This is a genomic window from Burkholderia sp. AU38729 (assembly GCF_020419725.1).
Lineage (GTDB): Bacteria > Pseudomonadota > Gammaproteobacteria > Burkholderiales > Burkholderiaceae > Burkholderia.
The window spans coordinates 290,588-306,861 of the sequence record NZ_JAIZQO010000008.1 but is presented as its reverse complement, the minus strand read 5'-3'; the positions used below and the strand labels follow the sequence as shown (position 1 = coordinate 306,861).

Genomic DNA, 16,274 nt, shown 5'->3' with positions numbered 1-16,274 from the left:
GCACCGTCGTAGCTTGTCGTCGTGCTCCGCTTACAGGCGTTCGATGATGCCCGCGGCACCCATGCCGGTGCCGACGCACATCGTGACCATCCCGTACTTCAGGTTGCGGCGGCGCAGGCCGTGCACGACGGTCGCCGCGCGGATCGCGCCGGTCGCGCCGAGCGGGTGGCCGAGGGCGATCGCGCCGCCCATCGGGTTGACCTTCGACGGGTCGAGGCCGAGATCGCGCATCACCGCCAGCGATTGCGCGGCGAACGCTTCGTTCAGCTCGATCCAGTCGAGATCGTCCTGCTTCAGACCGGCGGCCTTCAGCGCGGCCGGAATCGCTTCCTTCGGGCCGATGCCCATGATTTCCGGCGGCACGCCACGCACCGCGAAGCTCACGAAGCGCGCGAGCGGCGTCAGGTTGAATTCCTTGAGCACCTTCTCCGACACCACGAGCAGCGCGCCCGCGCCGTCCGACGTCTGCGAGCTGTTGCCGGCCGTGACCGAGCCCTTGTTCGCGAACACCGTGCGCAGCTTCGCGAGGCCTTCGATCGACGTATCCGCACGCGGACCTTCGTCGAGCTTGATCTCGCGCGTCTTCACGTCGACTTCACCCGTCGCGAGGTTCGGGAAACGCTCGGTGATCGTGTACGCGGCGATCTCGTCGTTGAACTCGCCGGCCTGCTGGGCGGCAAGCGCCTTGCGGTGCGACTCGACCGAGAACGCGTCCTGGTCTTCGCGGCTCACCTTCCACTGCTCCGCGACGCGCTCGGCCGTCAGGCCCATCCCGTACGCGATGCCGAAGTCTTCGTTGCGATCGAAGATGTGCGGCGACATCGACGGCTTGTTGCCCATCATCGGCACCATGCTCATCGATTCGCAGCCGCCCGCGAAGATCGCGTCCGATTCGCCGACGCGGATGCGGTCGGCCGCCATTGCCAGCGCCGTGATGCCCGACGCGCAGAAGCGGTTGACCGTCACGCCGCCGACCGTCTGCGGCAGGCCTGCGAGCAGCGCGCCCATGCGCGCGACGTTCAGGCCCTGTTCGGCTTCCGGAATCGCGCAGCCGATGATCGCGTCTTCGATCAGCTTCGTGTCGAAGCCGGGCACCTGCGCCACCGCCGACCTGAGCGCGTGGACCAGCAGCTCGTCCGGGCGCGTGTTCTTGAAGACACCGCGCGGGGCCTTGCCGATCGGCGTGCGGCTGGCGGCGACGATGTATGCGTCTTGCAATTGTTTGCTCATTTGAGACTCCTTGCCTTATCCGCTCGCTCAGTTACGCACCGGCTTGCCGGTCTGCAACATGCCCATGATCCGTTCCTGCGTCTTCTGCGTGCCGAGCAGCTCGACGAACGCACGGCGCTCCAGCGCGAGCAGCCACTGCTCGTCGACCAGGCTGCCGGCTTCGACGTCGCCGCCGCACACGGCTTCGGCGATGCGGCTCGCGATCAGGTAGTCGTGATCGCTGATGAAGCGGCCGTCACGCATGTTGACGAGCGATGCCTTGATCGTCGCGATCGCCGAACGGCCGGCGACCGGCACCTCCTTCGCGCGCAACGGTGCGCGGTAGCCGGTTGCGGCCAGTGCACGCGCTTCCTTCTTCGCGGTGTCGAGCAGTTCGAACACGTTGAAGATGATCGTGTCGGACGGCTTCACGTAGCCCATCGCACGGGCATCGTGCGCGGACGCCGACACCTTCGCCATCGCCGCGTTCTCGAACGACTTCGTGACGAACTTCAGGATGTCGGTGGTCGCGTTCGCGGCCGTTGCGGCGTCCGCTGCGCGCAGCGCCGCTTCCTTCAGGCCGCCGCCCGCCGGCACGAGGCCGACGCCCACTTCGACGAGACCGATGTAGCTCTCGACGTGCACGACACGCTTCGCGCTGTGCAGCATCAGCTCGCACCCGCCGCCGAGCGCGATGCCCGACACGGCCGCGACGACCGGCACGTTCGCGTACTTCACGCGCAGCATGCCTTCCTGGAACTTCTTCACGAACGGCTCGATACCCTTCGCGCCGCCCATCATGAACGCGGGCATCGCCTCTTCGAGGTTCGCGCCGGCCGAGAACGGGCCGCCCGGCGTGCCGAGCTTCAGCGACGTCGGCTGCCAGATCACCACGCCCTTGTAGTCCTTCTCCGCGAGTTCGATGGCCTGCACGAGGCCGTCGATCACGCTCGGTCCGATCGTGTTCATCTTCGACTTGAACGACACGATCACGACGTCGTCTTCACCCGCACGGTCGTCGACCCAGGCACGCACGGCATCGGTCTCGAACAGCGTCTTGCCGTACGTCTTCGGATCGGCACCGGCTTCGCCGAGCAGCGGCGCGCGGAATACCTGCTTGTCGTAGACCGCGAGGTCCGAACGCGGCACGAAGCGCTTCGCTGCCGGCGCCCACGAGCCTTCGGCCGTGTGCACGCCACCCTTCTCCGCCACCGCGCCTTCGAGCACCCACGACGGCAGCGGCACGTTCGCGAGCGCCTTGCCGGCCGCGATGTCTTCCTGCACCCATTCGGCGACCTGCTTCCAGCCGGCAGCCTGCCAGCCTTCGAACGGGCCTTCGTTCCAGCCGAAGCCCCAGCGGATCGCGAGGTCGACGTCGCGCGCGTTGTCGGCGATCGATTCGAGATGCACGCCGATGTAGTGGAATACGTCGCGGAAGATCGACCACAGGAACTGCGCGTGCGGATGGTCCGTTTCACGCAGCAGCTTCAGGCGTTCCGCCGGCGGGCGCTTCAGGATGCGGCCGACCGTTTCGTCCGCCTTCGCGCCCGAATCCACGTAGGTGCCCGTCTTCGCGTCGAGCACCTTGATCGCCTTGCCTTCCTTCTTGTAGAAGCCGCCGCCCGTCTTCTGGCCAAGCGCGCCCTGCTTCACCAGTTCGGCGAGCACGGCGGGCGTCTGGTAGACCGGGAAGAACGGATCGTCGGCGAGGTTGTCCTGCATCGTCTTGATCACGTGCGCCATCGTGTCGAGGCCGACCACGTCCGCGGTGCGGAACGTCGCCGACTTCGCGCGGCCGAGGCGGCTGCCCGTTAGGTCGTCGACTTCGTCGAAGCGCAGGCCGAACTTCGCGGCCTCGGTGATCACCGCGAGGATCGAGAAGATGCCGACGCGGTTCGCGATGAAGTTCGGCGTATCCTTCGCGCGCACGACGCCCTTGCCGACGATGCTCGTCAGGAAGGTTTCGAGCTGGTCGAGGATCTCCGGGCGCGTATGCGCGGTCGGGATCAGCTCGACGAGGTGCATGTAGCGCGGCGGGTTGAAGAAGTGCACGCCGCAGAAGCGCGACTTCAGCTCGTCCGAGAAACCTTCGGACAGCTTCGTGATCGACAGGCCCGACGTGTTGGTCGCGAAGATCGCGTTCGGCGCGATGTGCGGCGCGACCTTCTTGTACAGGTCGTGCTTCCAGTCCATCCGCTCGGCGATCGCCTCGATCACGACGTCGCACTCGGCGAGTTTCGCGATGTCGTCTTCGTAGTTCGCTGCCTCGAGGTACTTTGCATCGTCCTTCACGCCGAACGGCGCGGGCGACAGCTTCTTCAGGTTCTCGATCGCCTTCAGCGCGATCGCGTTTTTCGGGCCTTCCTTGGCCGGCAGGTCGAACAGCAGCACCGGCACGCGCGCGTTGATGAGGTGCGCGGCGATCTGCGCGCCCATCACGCCGGCGCCCAGCACGGCGACCTTGCGAATCAGGAAATTGCTCACGGGATGTCTCCGGATAGTGTCGTGCAGCGCGGGAGGTGGGGGCTGCACGGCGAAGTGAGTACCAGGAACCGTTGCGTTCGGGCGGCGCGGCACGCGGCGCGCCCCGCCCGGACTCGCGTCAGAACAGCGATTCGTCGACTTCCATCAGCGTCTTCGAACCGGCGCGCGCCGCGCGGATCGTCGACGCCGTCTCGGGCAGCAGGCGCGCGAAGTAGAAGCGAGCGGTGGCGAGCTTCGACTTGTAGAACGGATCGCCCGACGCTTCCTTGTCGAGTGCGAGGCGCGCCATGCGCGCCCAGAAGTACGAGAACACCAGGTGGCCGACGGTGCGCAGGTACGGCACGGCGGCAGCGCCGACTTCGTCCGGGTTCTGCATCGCCTTCATGCCGATTTCCATCGTCAGCTTCTGCACCTTGTCGCCGATGTCGGCGAGCGGGTTGATGAACTCGGCCATTTCCGGCTTCACGCCTTCGGCTTCCGCGAATTCCGTGACGAGCTTGCCGAACTTCTTCAGCTTCGCACCCATGTCGCCGAGCACCTTGCGGCCCAGCAGGTCGAGCGACTGGATCGAGTTCGTGCCTTCGTAGATCATGTTGATCCGCGCGTCGCGCACGTACTGCTCCATGCCCCACTCGGAGATGAAGCCGTGGCCGCCGTAGATCTGCATCGCGTGGTTGGTCGACTCGAACGCGTTGTCGGTCAGGAACGCCTTGATGATCGGCGTGAGCAGCGCGACGAGGTCGGCCGCTTCCTTGCGCACCGCTTCGTCACCGTGCGACAGTTCCTTGTCGATCTGCAGCGCGGACCAGTACGTGAATGCACGCGCGCCTTCGGCGTAGGCCTTCTGCGTGAGCAGCATGCGGCGCACGTCCGGGTGCACGATGATCGGGTCGGCCGGCTTGTCCGGTGCCTTCGGGCCCGTCAGCGAGCGCATCTGCAGGCGCTCCTTCGCATAAGTGAGCGAGTTCTGGTACGCGACTTCCGTGAGGCCGAGGCCCTGCATGCCGACGCCGAGGCGCGCGGCATTCATCATCACGAACATCGCGTTCAAGCCCTTGTTCGGCTCGCCGACCATCCAGCCCTTCGCGCCGTCGAGGTTCATCACGCACGTCGAGTTGCCGTGGATGCCCATCTTGTGCTCGATCGAGCCGCACTTGATGCCGTTGCGCTCGCCCGGCTCGCCGGCTGCGTCGGGGATGAACTTCGGCACGATGAACAACGAGATCCCCTTGGTGCCTTGCGGCGCGTCCGGCAGGCGCGCGAGCACGAGGTGGATGATGTTCTTCGACATGTCGTGCTCGCCGCTCGAGATGAAGATCTTCGTGCCGCTGATCGAGTACGAGCCGTCGCCGTTGGGTTCGGCCTTGGTGCGCAGGATGCCGAGGTCGGTGCCGCAGTGCGGCTCGGTCAGGCACATCGTGCCCGTCCATTCGCCCGTCACGAGCTTCGGCAGGTAGCGCTGCTGCAGTTCCGGCGCGCCGTGTGCGTGCAGGCACTCGTAGGCGCCGTGCGACAGGCCCGGATACATCGTCCAGGCCTGGTTCGCCGAGTTCAGCATTTCGTAGAGCGCGTTGTTCACGAACGCGGGCAGGCCCTGGCCGCCGTAGTCCGGATCGCAGCCGAGCGCCGGCCAGCCGGCCTCGACGTACTGCTGGTAGGCTTCCTTGAAGCCGGTCGGGGTCTTCACGACGCCGTCGCCTTCATACGTGCAGCCTTCGCGATCGCCGACCTGGTTCAGCGGGAACAGTACCTCGGAGCAGAACTTGCCCGCTTCCTCGAGGACCTGGTTGATCGTGTCGGCGTCGAGGTCCGCATGCTTGGGCATTTGCTTGACTTCGGCTTCGACGTTCAGAAGCTCGTGCAACACGAATTGCATGTCGCGCAGCGGCGCGGCGTACTGTCCCATGACTCTCTCCAAAGGTGGGCAAAACGGCTCGAGCTCCTGGCGGGCGGATCACGCGCCGCTAACGGCTCTCGCTCTGATACGAAACAATCGTCTTTTCCAGCGCGGCCCACGTGAGGCGCACGGCGTCCGGCGAATGCAGGAAGCGTGCGTCGTGATGCAGGCCGAGCGTGAAGCTGTACAACTCGAAGAGCATCAGGTCCGGATCCGTATCCGCACGCAGATGGCCTTCTTCCTTCGCCTGCGAAATGGCACGCAGCATCGCGGCACGCCAGGCCGTCACGCTTGCGATCAACTGCTCGCGCACGGGGCTGTCGGGCCGGTCGTCGTACTCGACCGCGCCGCTGATGTAGATGCATCCGGTCGTCACCTCCTGGATGCGCTTCTCCGTCCAGCGGGCCAGCATCGCCCGAAGGCGCGGCAAGCCTCGCGGCTCGCGCAGGCTCGGAAAGAACACCTCGTTTTCGAAACGATGGTGATACTCGCGGACGACCTCGACCTGCAGGTCCTCACGCGATCCGAAGTGCGCGAACACACCGCTCTTGCTCATCTGCATGCGCTCGGCCAGCAGGCCGATCGTCAGCCCCTCCAGCCCGTCACGGCTGGCGAGGTCCAAAGCAGCTTCAAGTATCGCGGCACGCGTCTGTTCGCCTTTTCGCATAGCTATTTCTGTAACCGTTCGGGGGTTCGAATAAAATCGAACGGCCGTACTATTATTGAGTGCGGCCGCTCGCGAAACAAGGAAATTATTAGAAACCGGTGTCTAACCGAGCCGCTATTTTGCGCGATTCCGGCGGGACCGGAGCGGCTTTTCCGCACGAACGTGCGGACAGATTTTTTGAAGCGAATACTTAGTCTGCGTTCAGTCGTAACCGCCGACCGTCAGCGCCTTCATCACGAGGCGGTACGTGTTGTACGCAAGCCAGTTCAGCAGCCGCTCGATGCGCGGGCGCGCGGCGTAGCGCGCGGCATCGATCTCCCGGCCTTCGGCGAACGCAGTCGCGATCGCGTCGCGCAACTGGTTCGTCACTGCATCGTAGCGCACCAGCACGACATTCGCTTCATTGTTCAGCATCAGGCTCAGCGCGTCCAGGTTCGACGAGCCGACCGTCGCCCAGTTATCGTCGATCACGGCCACCTTGCCGTGCAGCATCGTCTTGTCGTATTCGGCCACGCGCACGCCCGCGCGCAGCAGTGCGTGATAGAGGAACGGCACGGCCGTATCGAGTGCCGCGAATTCCTTGCGGCCGATCAGGATCCGCACGTCGACGCCGCGTCGCGCGGCGCCCGTCAGCGCACGGCGCAGCTTGCGCCCCGGCATGAAGTACGGATTGGCGAGCAGGATCCGCTGGCGGGCCTGGCCGATCGCGGCGAGATACGCCTTCTCGATCGCGCGGCGGTTCACGACGTTGTCGCGCGCGACGAACGCGACGCTCGGCTCCGTCACGACCCGCAGCGCGCCGGCCTTTATCCACCGGTGGCTGCGCATCCAGCGGCGGAACATGTCGGGAAATGCTTCGCCGCCATGCAGCCCGGCCGCGTACTGCGCGTACGGCTTGTGGCCGAACTGGATCCGATGCCACTGCAACTCGAACGCGGCACGCACGTCGGACACCGCGGGCCCGGCCATCTCGACCGCGAAATCCCAGCGCGGGAACGGCAGCGTCGCGCTGCCCTGCGTGTAGTCGTCGACGATGTTGATGCCGCCGCAGAACGCGACCGCGTGATCGATCACCGCGAGCTTGCGATGCGTGCGCGAAAAGCCGAAGCGGCCGAACAGGAAGCGGTTGTAGATGCAATGCTCGACGCCGGCTTCGGCCCATGTGTCGAACAAAGGCAGGCGCGCGGTGCCGATGCCGTCGGTGATCACGCGCACGCGCACGCCGCGCTGCGCCGCGCGGATCAGCGCATCCGACACCGGCCGGCCGGCCGCGTCGTCGCAGAAGATGTAGGTTTCGAGCATCACCTGCTCGCGGGCGGCATCGATCCGCTCGATCAGCGCCCGGAAGAATTCGCCGCCGGTTTCGCACAGACGCACCGTGTTGCCGGCCGTGAACGCGAGTCGCGACGCGGAACCGCGTTCCTGCAGGAACATCTGCCGCAATTGCGCGAAGCGCTTGCGGGCTTCCGCCGTCATGCGGACGAGCCGTGCGGCGCGCGCGACAGTGCCACGCGCGCGGGCAGTTGCAGGATCGCCTCGGCGTTCGACGGCGAGAAACAGCGCGCGGCCGCCTCGCGGAACGGCAGCCACGCATGGTCGACATGCTCGCGCGGCGACAGCGTCACGTCGACGCGATGCGGCACGCACAGGCCGAACCAGTGCTCGACGTTGCGCGTGACGCCCGGGGCGTAGCGGTGCAGGTATTGCGGATAGATCGTGTATTCGATCCTGTGGCGCCAGTCGACGAGCGCGCTGGCCGGCACCTCCGGCGTGCCGACTGCGATGCCGGTCTCCTCGGCTACTTCGCGCGCGGCGGTGAGCGCGAGCGGCTCGTCGAGCGCGTCCTTCGAGCCGGTCACCGATTGCCAGAAATCGGGCTGGTCGGCACGCTTGATCACGAGCACATCGAGGTCGGGCGTGTAGATCACGACAAGAACGGATTCGGGGATTTTCGGCAGCTTCGTCATCTTTGTTTCATGCAACACAGGGCCGCGCGCCGGGCAAAGGCTCCGAACAGGCGGCAAGTGCTGCGACTGTACCGCAAAAAACGAAAAAGGCGCATCGCTGCGCCTTTTTCATGTGCGTCGTGTGTGCACGAACGCTCACACGACCGGGGACGAAGCGCGTTACGCCTTCGGCTGTTCCGGCTGACGCAGACGGATGTGCAGTTCGCGCAGCTGACGCTCGTCGACCGGGCTCGGCGCTTGCGTGAGCAGATCCTGCGCACGCTGCGTCTTCGGGAACGCGATCACGTCGCGAATCGAATCGGCGCCGGCCATCATCGTGACGATGCGGTCGAGACCGAATGCAATACCGCCGTGCGGCGGCGCGCCGTACTGCAGCGCGTCCAGCAGGAAGCCGAACTTGAGCTGGGCTTCTTCAGCACCGATCTTCAGCGCGCGGAATACCTTGCTCTGCACTTCCTCGCGGTGGATACGCACCGAGCCGCCGCCGATTTCCCAGCCGTTCAGCACCATGTCGTAGGCCTTCGCGAGGCAACGGCCCGGATCCGTCTCGAGGTACTCGAGATGCTCGTCCTTCGGGCTCGTGAACGGGTGGTGAGCGGCGACGTAGCGCGCATCTTCGTCGTCGTATTCGAACATCGGGAAATCGACGACCCACAGCGGCTTCCAGCCGGCATGGACGAGGCCGTTCGCCTTGCCGAATTCCGAATGGCCGATCTTCAGGCGCAGTGCGCCGAGGCTGTCGTTGACGACCTTCGCGCGGTCGGCCGCGAAGAAGATGATGTCGCCGTCTTCCGCGCCGGTGCGCTCGAGAATCGCCGCGATCGATGCGTCGTGCAGGTTCTTGACGATCGGGCTCTGCAGGCCGTCACGGCCCTTCGCCTTCTCGTTGACCTTGATCCAGGCGAGGCCCTTCGCGCCGTAGATGCGCACGAATTCGGTGTAGCCGTCGATGTCGCCACGCGACAGCTCGCTGCCCTTCGGCACGCGCAGTGCCGCAACACGGCCGTCCTTCGCGTTGGCCGGCGTGCTGAACACCTTGAAGTCGACGTCCTTCATCGCGTCGGTCAGCTCGGTGAATTCGAGCTGCACGCGCAGATCCGGCTTGTCCGAACCGAAACGCGCCATCGCTTCCGAGTACGGCATCACCGGGAATTTCGCGTCGAGTTCGACGTCGATCGTCGTCTTGAAGATGTGACGGATCATGTCTTCGAACAGGTCACGGATTTCCTGCTCGCCGAGGAACGACGTTTCGCAGTCGATCTGCGTGAATTCCGGCTGACGGTCGGCACGGAGGTCTTCGTCGCGGAAGCACTTGGTGATCTGGTAGTAACGGTCGAAGTTCGCGACCATCAGCAGCTGCTTGAACAGCTGCGGCGACTGCGGCAGTGCGAAGAACTGGCCCGCGTTCGTGCGCGACGGCACGAGATAGTCGCGCGCGCCTTCCGGCGTGCTCTTCGTCAGCATCGGCGTTTCGATGTCGATGAAGCCCTGCTCGTCAAGGTACTTGCGCGCTTCGATCGCTACGCGGTAGCGCAGGCGCAGGTTGTGCTGCATCTGCGGGCGACGCAGGTCGAGCACGCGGTGCGTGAGGCGCGTCGTTTCCGACAGGTTGTCGTCGTCGAGCTGGAACGGCGGCGTGACCGATGCGTTCAGCACGTTCAGTTCGTGGCACAGCACTTCGATCTTGCCGCTCTTCAGGCCGGCGTTGACCGTGCCGTCCGGACGGTTGCGCACGAGGCCCTTGATCTGCACGCAGAACTCGTTGCGCACGCCTTCGGCGGTCGCGAACATTTCCGCGCGATCCGGGTCGCACACCACCTGCACGAGGCCTTCACGATCGCGCAGGTCGATGAAGATCACACCGCCGTGATCGCGGCGGCGCTGCACCCAGCCGCACAGCGACACGGTTTGGCCCAGCAGGTGTTCGGTCACGAGACCGCAGTATTCAGTACGCATCGACATGATGTTTGCTTTCGTTCGGTTTGATCAACGGGCGCCGCAACGCGCGGCCCGGGCGATGATTCTTTACTTACAGCGGCGGCTCGACGGGGCGGCGTGCAGGCGCCGGAGCCGGCGCCGGGGGCGCCACCACGCCCATCGAGACGATGTACTTGAGCGCGGCATCGACCGACATGTCGAGTTCGATGACTTCGCTCTTCGGCAGCATCAGGAAGAAGCCCGACGTCGGGTTCGGCGTCGTCGGGATATAGACGCTCACGTATTCTTCCGTCAGATGATTGAGCACGTCGCCGCCCGGCGTGCCGGTCAGAAACGCGATCGTATACGAGCCGCGACGCGGGTATTCGATCAGCAGCGCCTTGCGGAACGCGTTGCCGCTGCTCGACAGCAGCGTGTCCGACACCTGCTTGACGCTCGTGTAGATCGGCCCGACGACCGGGATGTGACGCACCACGGCGTTCCACCACGTGACGAGCTTCTGGCCGATGAAGTTCTGCGTGGCCAGCCCGACGACGAAGATGAACGCGAGCGTCAGCACCGCGCCGATCCCCGGCAGATGGAAGCCGAGCATCCGCTCGGGCTGCCACGATTCGGGCAGCAGGAGCAGTGTCTGGTCCATCGTGCCGATGATGAGACCAAGCACCCACAGCGTGATCGCGAGCGGGACGAGAACCAGCAGGCCGGTCAGAAACACCGATTTCAGGGTCGTCTTTTTCATCATCTGCCGTCAATGAACCGCGCCGGCGGGCGCGGGTTGGTCGCAGCCCGGCCGGGCCGCGACGGTCAACTGCCGGCGGCGGGCGCTGCAGCCGGGGCGGGCGCGGCGCTCGTCGTCGTGCTTTCGGAACTGCTCGATGCAGCCGGCGCGGCCGCGGCGGGCGCGGCGTCCGTTGCCGCAGCTGGGGCTGCGTCGCCCGACGCCGTCGCCGGTGCGCTGGTGCCGCCCGAACCGCCACGGAAATCGGTGACATACCAACCCGAACCCTTCAGCTGGAAGCCCGCGGCAGTGACCTGCTTGCGAAATGCATCCTTCCCGCATTCCGGGCACTGCGACAGCGGCGCGTCGCTCATCTTCTGGAGCACGTCCTTCGCGAAACCACACGCTTCGCATCGATAGGCGTAGATCGGCATGATATTTTTCCCGCGGAAACTGGAAACGGCTTGCAAAACCTTGAATTATAGCCGAAACCCTGCCGCGCTCCGGCAATGGCCGCGATACCCGCGCATCAGCGGCGGCGCCACGTGAGCCAGCGCTCGTTCCCTTCGAACACGGGTAGCGAATCGGTCACGGGCAAATCCTCGATCAGCTCGAAGTGCGGCGTGAGCAGCGCATCGAGTTCGGCACGCTCGATTCCGAACGGCGGCCCCTTCGGTTTCGCCATCAGGAAAAAATAGCCGGCCAGCAATCCGTCAGCAGGCAGCAGCTCGGCCATGCGCGCCGCATAGCCGGCACGCATGGCCGGCGGCAGCGCGCACAGGAACGCACGCTCGTACACCCACTGCACGTCGAACGGCGGCCGGTACGTAAAGAAATCGGCCTGCTCGACGACGCCCGCATGCGCGCCGAGCTGCGCCTTCGCGGCCGCCACCGCCTGCGCGGCGAAATCGATCGCCCGCACGGGCCAGCCGGCGTCGGCCAGCCACCCGGCTTCCTGCGCACTGCCGCAGCCGGGAATCAGCACCGTGCACGGCTCGAGCCGATGCGCGAACACGCGGAAACCCTCGGGCACGCCGCCGAATTCCCACGGCGTCACGCCACGCTCGAAACGCTCGTCCCAGAACGATGCGTTGCCGGGATCGCGCGTCGCGAAATCGGCGGCTGACGGTGTAGCGGGTTGCTTCGGATCGGACATCGCCCTGCTCCTTTCGGTCATGTGCCGTACGTGAGCGCCAGCAGCACACGCGCGACGAGCGCCCCGACGCCGACGGCAAGGCCGAAGATCAGCAGCGCCTGCATCAGCCGGTTCGTCCGCTTCTGCTCGATGAGGATCTGGCGCATCAGGTCTTCGCTCGCGGCACGCGGCGCGTCATGGCGCGCGGCCATCGCGTGATGGATCAGGCGCGGCAGTTGCGGCAGCGTCTTGCTCCACTGCGGCGCCTCGACCTTGAAGCGCTCGTACCAGCCGCGCAGGCCGATCTGCTCGGTCATCCAGCGCTCGAGGTAAGGCTTCGCGGTCTTCCACAGGTCGAGCTCGGGGTCGAGCGAACGGCCGAGGCCCTCGACGTTCAGCATCGTCTTCTGCAGCAGTACGAGCTGCGGCTGAATCTCGACGTTGAAGCGGCGCGACGTCGAGAACAGCCGCATCAGCACCTGGCCCAGCGAGATGTCCTTCAGCGCGCGGTCGAAATACGGCTCGCACACCGCGCGGATCGCGCTTTCGAGTTCCTCGACGCGCGTTTCGGGCGGCACCCAGCCCGACTCGAGGTGAAGCGTCGCGACGCGGTGGTAGTCACGCTTGAAGAACGCGAGGAAGTTCTGCGCGAGGTAGTTCTTGTCGAAATCGGACAGCGCGCCGACGATCCCGAAATCGAGCGCGACGTAGCGACCGAACGTGTTCGGATCGAGGCTCACCTGGATGTTGCCGGGGTGCATGTCCGCATGGAAGAAGCCGTCGCGGAACACCTGCGTGAAGAAGATCTCGACGCCTTCGCGCGCGAGCTTCTTGATGTCGACGCCGGCCGAACGCAGCGTCTCGACCTGGCTGATCGGCACGCCGGTCATGCGCTCCATCACGAGCACCTGCGACGTCGAGAAATCCCAGAACATCTCGGGCACGAGCAGCAGGTCGAGGCCCGCGAAGTTGCGGCGCAGCTGGCTGCCGTTGGCGGCCTCGCGCATCAGGTCGAGCTCGTCGTGCAGGTACTTGTCGAATTCGGCGACGACCTCGCGCGGCTTCAGGCGCCGGCCGTCGGCCCACATGCGCTCGGTCCAGATCGCGATGTCGCGCATCAGCGCGAGGTCGGAGTCGATCACGGACAGCATGTTCGGGCGCAGCACCTTGACGGCGACGGCCTTGCCCGCGTGCTGGCCCTGCTTGAGCTTCGCGAAATGCACCTGCGCGATCGACGCGCTCGCGACCGGCTCGCGCTCGAATTCGTCGAACAGCTCGTCGACCGGCGCACCGAGCGACTTCTCGATGATCCCGATCGCGACCGCCGAATCGAACGGCGGCACCTGGTCCTGCAGCTTCGCGAGTTCGTTCGCGAAATCGACCGACAGCAAATCGCGGCGCGTCGACAGCACCTGGCCGAACTTCACGAAGATCGGGCCGAGGCTCTCGAGCGCGTGACGCAGCCGCACGGCAGGCGGATCGGAGTAGCGGCGGCCGATCGTCGTGATCCGCAACAGCAGCTTCACGCGCCGGTCGTCGATCCGGGACAGCATCACTTCGTCGAGACCAAAGCGGATGACGGTGTAGACAATCTTGATGAAACGGAAAATGCGCATGCCCTGCGGCCCCTCAGTGCGCGCCGCGCGGGCCGGAACCCGTGCGCGCGCCGATTTTTTGTTCGAGTCGCTCGACCCGCTTTTCGACCCGTGCGAGCGCATCGCGTGCGCGCGCCAGTTCGGCATCGAAGCCGCCGAGCGACGCGCGCCGGACGACTTGCGGGTTCTCGTCGAGCCAGTATTCGGCGACGGAATCGAGCACGTTGCGGCCGGTGCGTCGCGCGCGCGCGCCGGCGTCGCGCACGACCGTCGCGATCCGGTAGGCCGCCGCGTCGCCGACCAGCTTCGCGAGATCTTCTTCAGGTTCCCAGCGCAGGTGCTCGGCCAGCTTCGCGATCTGCGTGGCGAACTCCGCGTCGCCCTCGATCTTCACGTGCTTCATCACGGCCGCCTGGCCGCCCTGCAGGAACGCGGCGACCGTGTCGCCAGCAAGCGCGATCGACACGTCGACCTGTTGCGCATCGTGCGCGTCGACGGCCGACAGATAGCCGTCGGGCTGCACCAGCAGCGTCAGCGTAACCGGGGGCACGTCGATCCGTGCAGTCTTGCCCGAATAGGGAATCAGGCGGTCACGCGCCCACGATTCGCGGGCGAGCAGGTGATTGACAGCGGCAGCAAAAGGCTTGGCGGCAAAGGTCATCGGGCTGGGAAAGAAAAAACCCGCGCAGGCCGGGCGCCCACGCGGGTTTCTATTGTAACGTCGGATCGTCGGCAGACCGTGCCTGACCGCACACCCGGGCGGCAAGCGGTCGCAGTGCGGCGGCCGTCGCCCGGGTGCCGGCGGCGCGGGCCGCCGGTCACGCTCAGTGCGTGTTGATCTGCTGGATGCCCGCGAGCAGCCAGCCCTGACTGCCCGACTTCGACAGGTTCCACACCTCGTCGAACGGCGCGGCCGATGCATTCGCCGATTCGCGGATCAGGCCGTGGAAGCGCACGCTCGCCGACTGCTCGATGCCGCGATCCTCGATCGCGATCAGTTCCGCGTCGAGTTGCACGACGTCGGTCTGGTTCGACTCGTTACCGCGCGAATCGAGGTCGATCTTGATCTCGGCGAACATTTCCGGCGTCGTGAACTCGCGGATGTCGGCCAGGTTGCCCTGGTCCCACGCGGCCTGCAGGCGCACGAAATAGACCTTCGAGCTGCGCAGGAACGCTTCGGTGTCGAAGCCGGCCGGCACCTGGAGCGGTGCTGCCGCGGCAGCCGCTGCCGCGCCGGTGGCCGCGGCACCGCCGCCGAACACGCCTTGCGCTTCGTTCGCGTAGCTGCTGCCGCTACCCGAGTAGTTGCTGCCGGTGCCGCCCTGCTGGAACGACGGGCTTTGCGAGTAGCCGCCCGACGACGACGCCGAGCCGCCGACCGAGTAGGCCGGCTCCTGCGGACGACGGCGGTTCATGAACTTGCGGATCAGCCAGATGCCGACCGCCGCGAGCAGCGCGATCACGATGACGTTCGCCATCATGCTCGCGAATGCGCCGCCCAGGCCGAAGTGCGACAGCAGCGCCGCGATGCCGAGACCGGCCGCGAGGCCGGCGATCGGCCCGAGCCAGCGCGAGCGGTTAGGCTGCGCAGCCGGTGCGGGTGCGGCCGGATTCGCACGCTGCGCCTGCGACGGCGCGGCCTGCTGCATCGGCTGCTGCGCGGGCGGCGTGGCCTGGCGCTGCGTAACGGTGGAGTTCTGGCGGCCGATGCTGCGCCCGCCGCCCATGCGCTTGGCTTCGGCGTCGAGCGATGCGAACGTGCCGGCCGTGAGCAGGCCGACCATCAGCAGCGTGCCGACCCGTCGAGCCCACGGCTTCGACGGCTTGCTACGGTTGAACAACGAACGCGATTCGAACATCAGTTTCTCCGGATGTAAGACAAATGTATGGAAAGAGCCCCTTAATACTTGGCTCCCATGTGTAAAGCTACCACGCCACCTGACAAATTGTAATATTTGACGGCATCGAGGCCCGCTTGTTCCATCATCGTCTTCAGTGTGTCCTGATCGGGGTGCATCCGGATAGATTCGGCAAGATACCGGTAACTTTCAGCATCTTTCGCGAACTTGTCGCCAAGCCACGGTAATACTTTGAAAGAATACAGATCGTACGCTTTTTTCAGCGGATCCCAGACTTTCGAGAATTCCAGCACCATCACGCGGCCGCCGGGTTTCGTCACACGGCGCATCTCGGCCAGCGCGGCATCCTTGTGCGTCATGTTGCGCAGCCCGAACGCGACCGTGACCACATCGAAGTAGTTGTCCGGAAAGGGAATTTTCTCCGCGTCGCACAGCAGCGACGGCGTCACGATGCCCTTGTCGAGCAGCCGGTCACGGCCGACGCGCAGCATCGATTCGTTGATGTCCGTGTGCCAGACCTCGCCGGTCGGCCCGGCCGCCTTCGCGAACGACCGGGTCAGGTCGCCGGTGCCGGCCGCAAGGTCGAGTACCTTGAAGCCGGGGCGCACGTTCGCCTGCGCGATCGTGAACGCCTTCCACGCGCGGTGCATGCCCGCCGACATCAGGTCGTTCATCAGATCGTAGTTGCTCGCGACCGAATGGAACACACCCGCCACTTTCTTCGCCTTTTCGTTTTCCTCGACGCTTTCGAAGCCGAAGTGGGTTTTGCTCATCGCGTTGATCCTCAGTAAATGGCAAGACGGCG

At 65.7% G+C, this 16,274-nt stretch carries 14 protein-coding genes; all 14 read right to left on the bottom strand.

Features of this window, described 5'->3' with window-relative positions; genetic code table 11:
• Positions 1–30: 30 nt before the first annotated feature.
• Entirely contained in the window at positions 31–1,230 is a 1,200-nt protein-coding gene (locus tag LGM56_RS22510; protein WP_226206816.1) for an acetyl-CoA C-acyltransferase, read from the bottom strand.
• A 27-nt stretch (positions 1,231–1,257) separates the two neighbouring features.
• Positions 1,258–3,693: a 3-hydroxyacyl-CoA dehydrogenase/enoyl-CoA hydratase family protein gene (locus tag LGM56_RS22505; protein ID WP_226206815.1), complete on the bottom strand. Its 2,436-nt coding sequence runs from the start codon at positions 3,691–3,693 to the stop codon at positions 1,258–1,260.
• A gap of 118 nt (positions 3,694–3,811) precedes the next feature.
• Positions 3,812–5,599: an acyl-CoA dehydrogenase C-terminal domain-containing protein gene (locus LGM56_RS22500; RefSeq protein WP_124580733.1), complete on the bottom strand. Its 1,788-nt coding sequence runs from the start codon at positions 5,597–5,599 to the stop codon at positions 3,812–3,814.
• A gap of 58 nt (positions 5,600–5,657) precedes the next feature.
• Positions 5,658–6,257 (bottom strand): TetR/AcrR family transcriptional regulator, encoded by a 600-nt coding sequence (locus LGM56_RS22495; RefSeq protein WP_006751498.1) that lies wholly within the window; start codon positions 6,255–6,257, stop codon positions 5,658–5,660.
• A 201-nt stretch (positions 6,258–6,458) separates the two neighbouring features.
• Positions 6,459–7,733 carry a cardiolipin synthase ClsB gene (gene clsB, locus LGM56_RS22490; RefSeq protein WP_226206814.1) on the bottom strand — a complete coding sequence of 425 codons (1,275 nt, stop codon included), beginning with the start codon at positions 7,731–7,733 and terminating at the stop codon, positions 6,459–6,461.
• Positions 7,730–8,224 (bottom strand): dihydroneopterin triphosphate diphosphatase, encoded by a 495-nt coding sequence (nudB, locus tag LGM56_RS22485; protein ID WP_226206813.1) that lies wholly within the window; start codon positions 8,222–8,224, stop codon positions 7,730–7,732. The genes clsB and nudB overlap by 4 nt, the downstream gene beginning before the upstream one ends.
• Before the next feature lie 159 nt (positions 8,225–8,383).
• Positions 8,384–10,186 carry an aspartate--tRNA ligase gene (gene aspS, locus LGM56_RS22480; RefSeq protein ID WP_089495616.1) on the bottom strand — a complete coding sequence of 601 codons (1,803 nt, stop codon included), beginning with the start codon at positions 10,184–10,186 and terminating at the stop codon, positions 8,384–8,386.
• Between the two features lie 67 nt (positions 10,187–10,253).
• Positions 10,254–10,904, bottom strand: a complete 651-nt coding sequence (locus LGM56_RS22475) for a DUF502 domain-containing protein (RefSeq protein ID WP_069248829.1) — start codon at positions 10,902–10,904, stop codon at positions 10,254–10,256.
• A 62-nt stretch (positions 10,905–10,966) separates the two neighbouring features.
• On the bottom strand, positions 10,967–11,314 hold the full coding sequence (locus LGM56_RS22470; RefSeq protein WP_089440993.1) for an FmdB family zinc ribbon protein: 348 nt from the start codon (positions 11,312–11,314) through the stop codon (positions 10,967–10,969).
• Positions 11,315–11,409: 95 nt separating this feature from the next.
• Positions 11,410–12,036: a TPMT family class I SAM-dependent methyltransferase gene (locus LGM56_RS22465; RefSeq protein ID WP_226206812.1), complete on the bottom strand. Its 627-nt coding sequence runs from the start codon at positions 12,034–12,036 to the stop codon at positions 11,410–11,412.
• A 17-nt stretch (positions 12,037–12,053) separates the two neighbouring features.
• Positions 12,054–13,631, bottom strand: coding sequence for a ubiquinone biosynthesis regulatory protein kinase UbiB (gene ubiB / locus LGM56_RS22460; RefSeq protein WP_089456904.1), 1,578 nt, complete (start codon positions 13,629–13,631; stop codon positions 12,054–12,056).
• 13 nt (positions 13,632–13,644) lie between these two features.
• Positions 13,645–14,271 carry an SCP2 domain-containing protein gene (locus LGM56_RS22455; RefSeq protein WP_069248831.1) on the bottom strand — a complete coding sequence of 209 codons (627 nt, stop codon included), beginning with the start codon at positions 14,269–14,271 and terminating at the stop codon, positions 13,645–13,647.
• A 163-nt stretch (positions 14,272–14,434) separates the two neighbouring features.
• A complete protein-coding gene (locus tag LGM56_RS22450) occupies positions 14,435–15,469 on the bottom strand; it encodes a Tim44 domain-containing protein (RefSeq protein WP_089495620.1) in 1,035 nt (344 codons plus the stop codon).
• Positions 15,470–15,510: 41 nt separating this feature from the next.
• Entirely contained in the window at positions 15,511–16,242 is a 732-nt protein-coding gene (gene ubiE, locus LGM56_RS22445; protein WP_039360112.1) for a bifunctional demethylmenaquinone methyltransferase/2-methoxy-6-polyprenyl-1,4-benzoquinol methylase UbiE, read from the bottom strand.
• Positions 16,243–16,274: the final 32 nt, after the last annotated feature.

Coding starts and splice junctions, on each gene's coding strand:
- LGM56_RS22510 (WP_226206816.1), bottom strand. CDS start 1,230: ATGAGCAAACAATTGCAAGACGCATACATCGTCGCCGCCAGCCGCACG.
- clsB (WP_226206814.1), bottom strand. CDS start 7,733: ATGACGGCGGAAGCCCGCAAGCGCTTCGCGCAATTGCGGCAGATGTTC.
- ubiB (WP_089456904.1), bottom strand. CDS start 13,631: ATGCGCATTTTCCGTTTCATCAAGATTGTCTACACCGTCATCCGCTTT.
- LGM56_RS22475 (WP_069248829.1), bottom strand. CDS start 10,904: ATGATGAAAAAGACGACCCTGAAATCGGTGTTTCTGACCGGCCTGCTG.
- aspS (WP_089495616.1), bottom strand. CDS start 10,186: ATGTCGATGCGTACTGAATACTGCGGTCTCGTGACCGAACACCTGCTG.
- LGM56_RS22455 (WP_069248831.1), bottom strand. CDS start 14,271: ATGACCTTTGCCGCCAAGCCTTTTGCTGCCGCTGTCAATCACCTGCTC.
- ubiE (WP_039360112.1), bottom strand. CDS start 16,242: ATGAGCAAAACCCACTTCGGCTTCGAAAGCGTCGAGGAAAACGAAAAG.
- LGM56_RS22495 (WP_006751498.1), bottom strand. CDS start 6,257: ATGCGAAAAGGCGAACAGACGCGTGCCGCGATACTTGAAGCTGCTTTG.
- LGM56_RS22465 (WP_226206812.1), bottom strand. CDS start 12,036: ATGTCCGATCCGAAGCAACCCGCTACACCGTCAGCCGCCGATTTCGCG.
- nudB (WP_226206813.1), bottom strand. CDS start 8,224: ATGACGAAGCTGCCGAAAATCCCCGAATCCGTTCTTGTCGTGATCTAC.
- LGM56_RS22450 (WP_089495620.1), bottom strand. CDS start 15,469: ATGTTCGAATCGCGTTCGTTGTTCAACCGTAGCAAGCCGTCGAAGCCG.
- LGM56_RS22500 (WP_124580733.1), bottom strand. CDS start 5,599: ATGGGACAGTACGCCGCGCCGCTGCGCGACATGCAATTCGTGTTGCAC.
- LGM56_RS22470 (WP_089440993.1), bottom strand. CDS start 11,314: ATGCCGATCTACGCCTATCGATGCGAAGCGTGTGGTTTCGCGAAGGAC.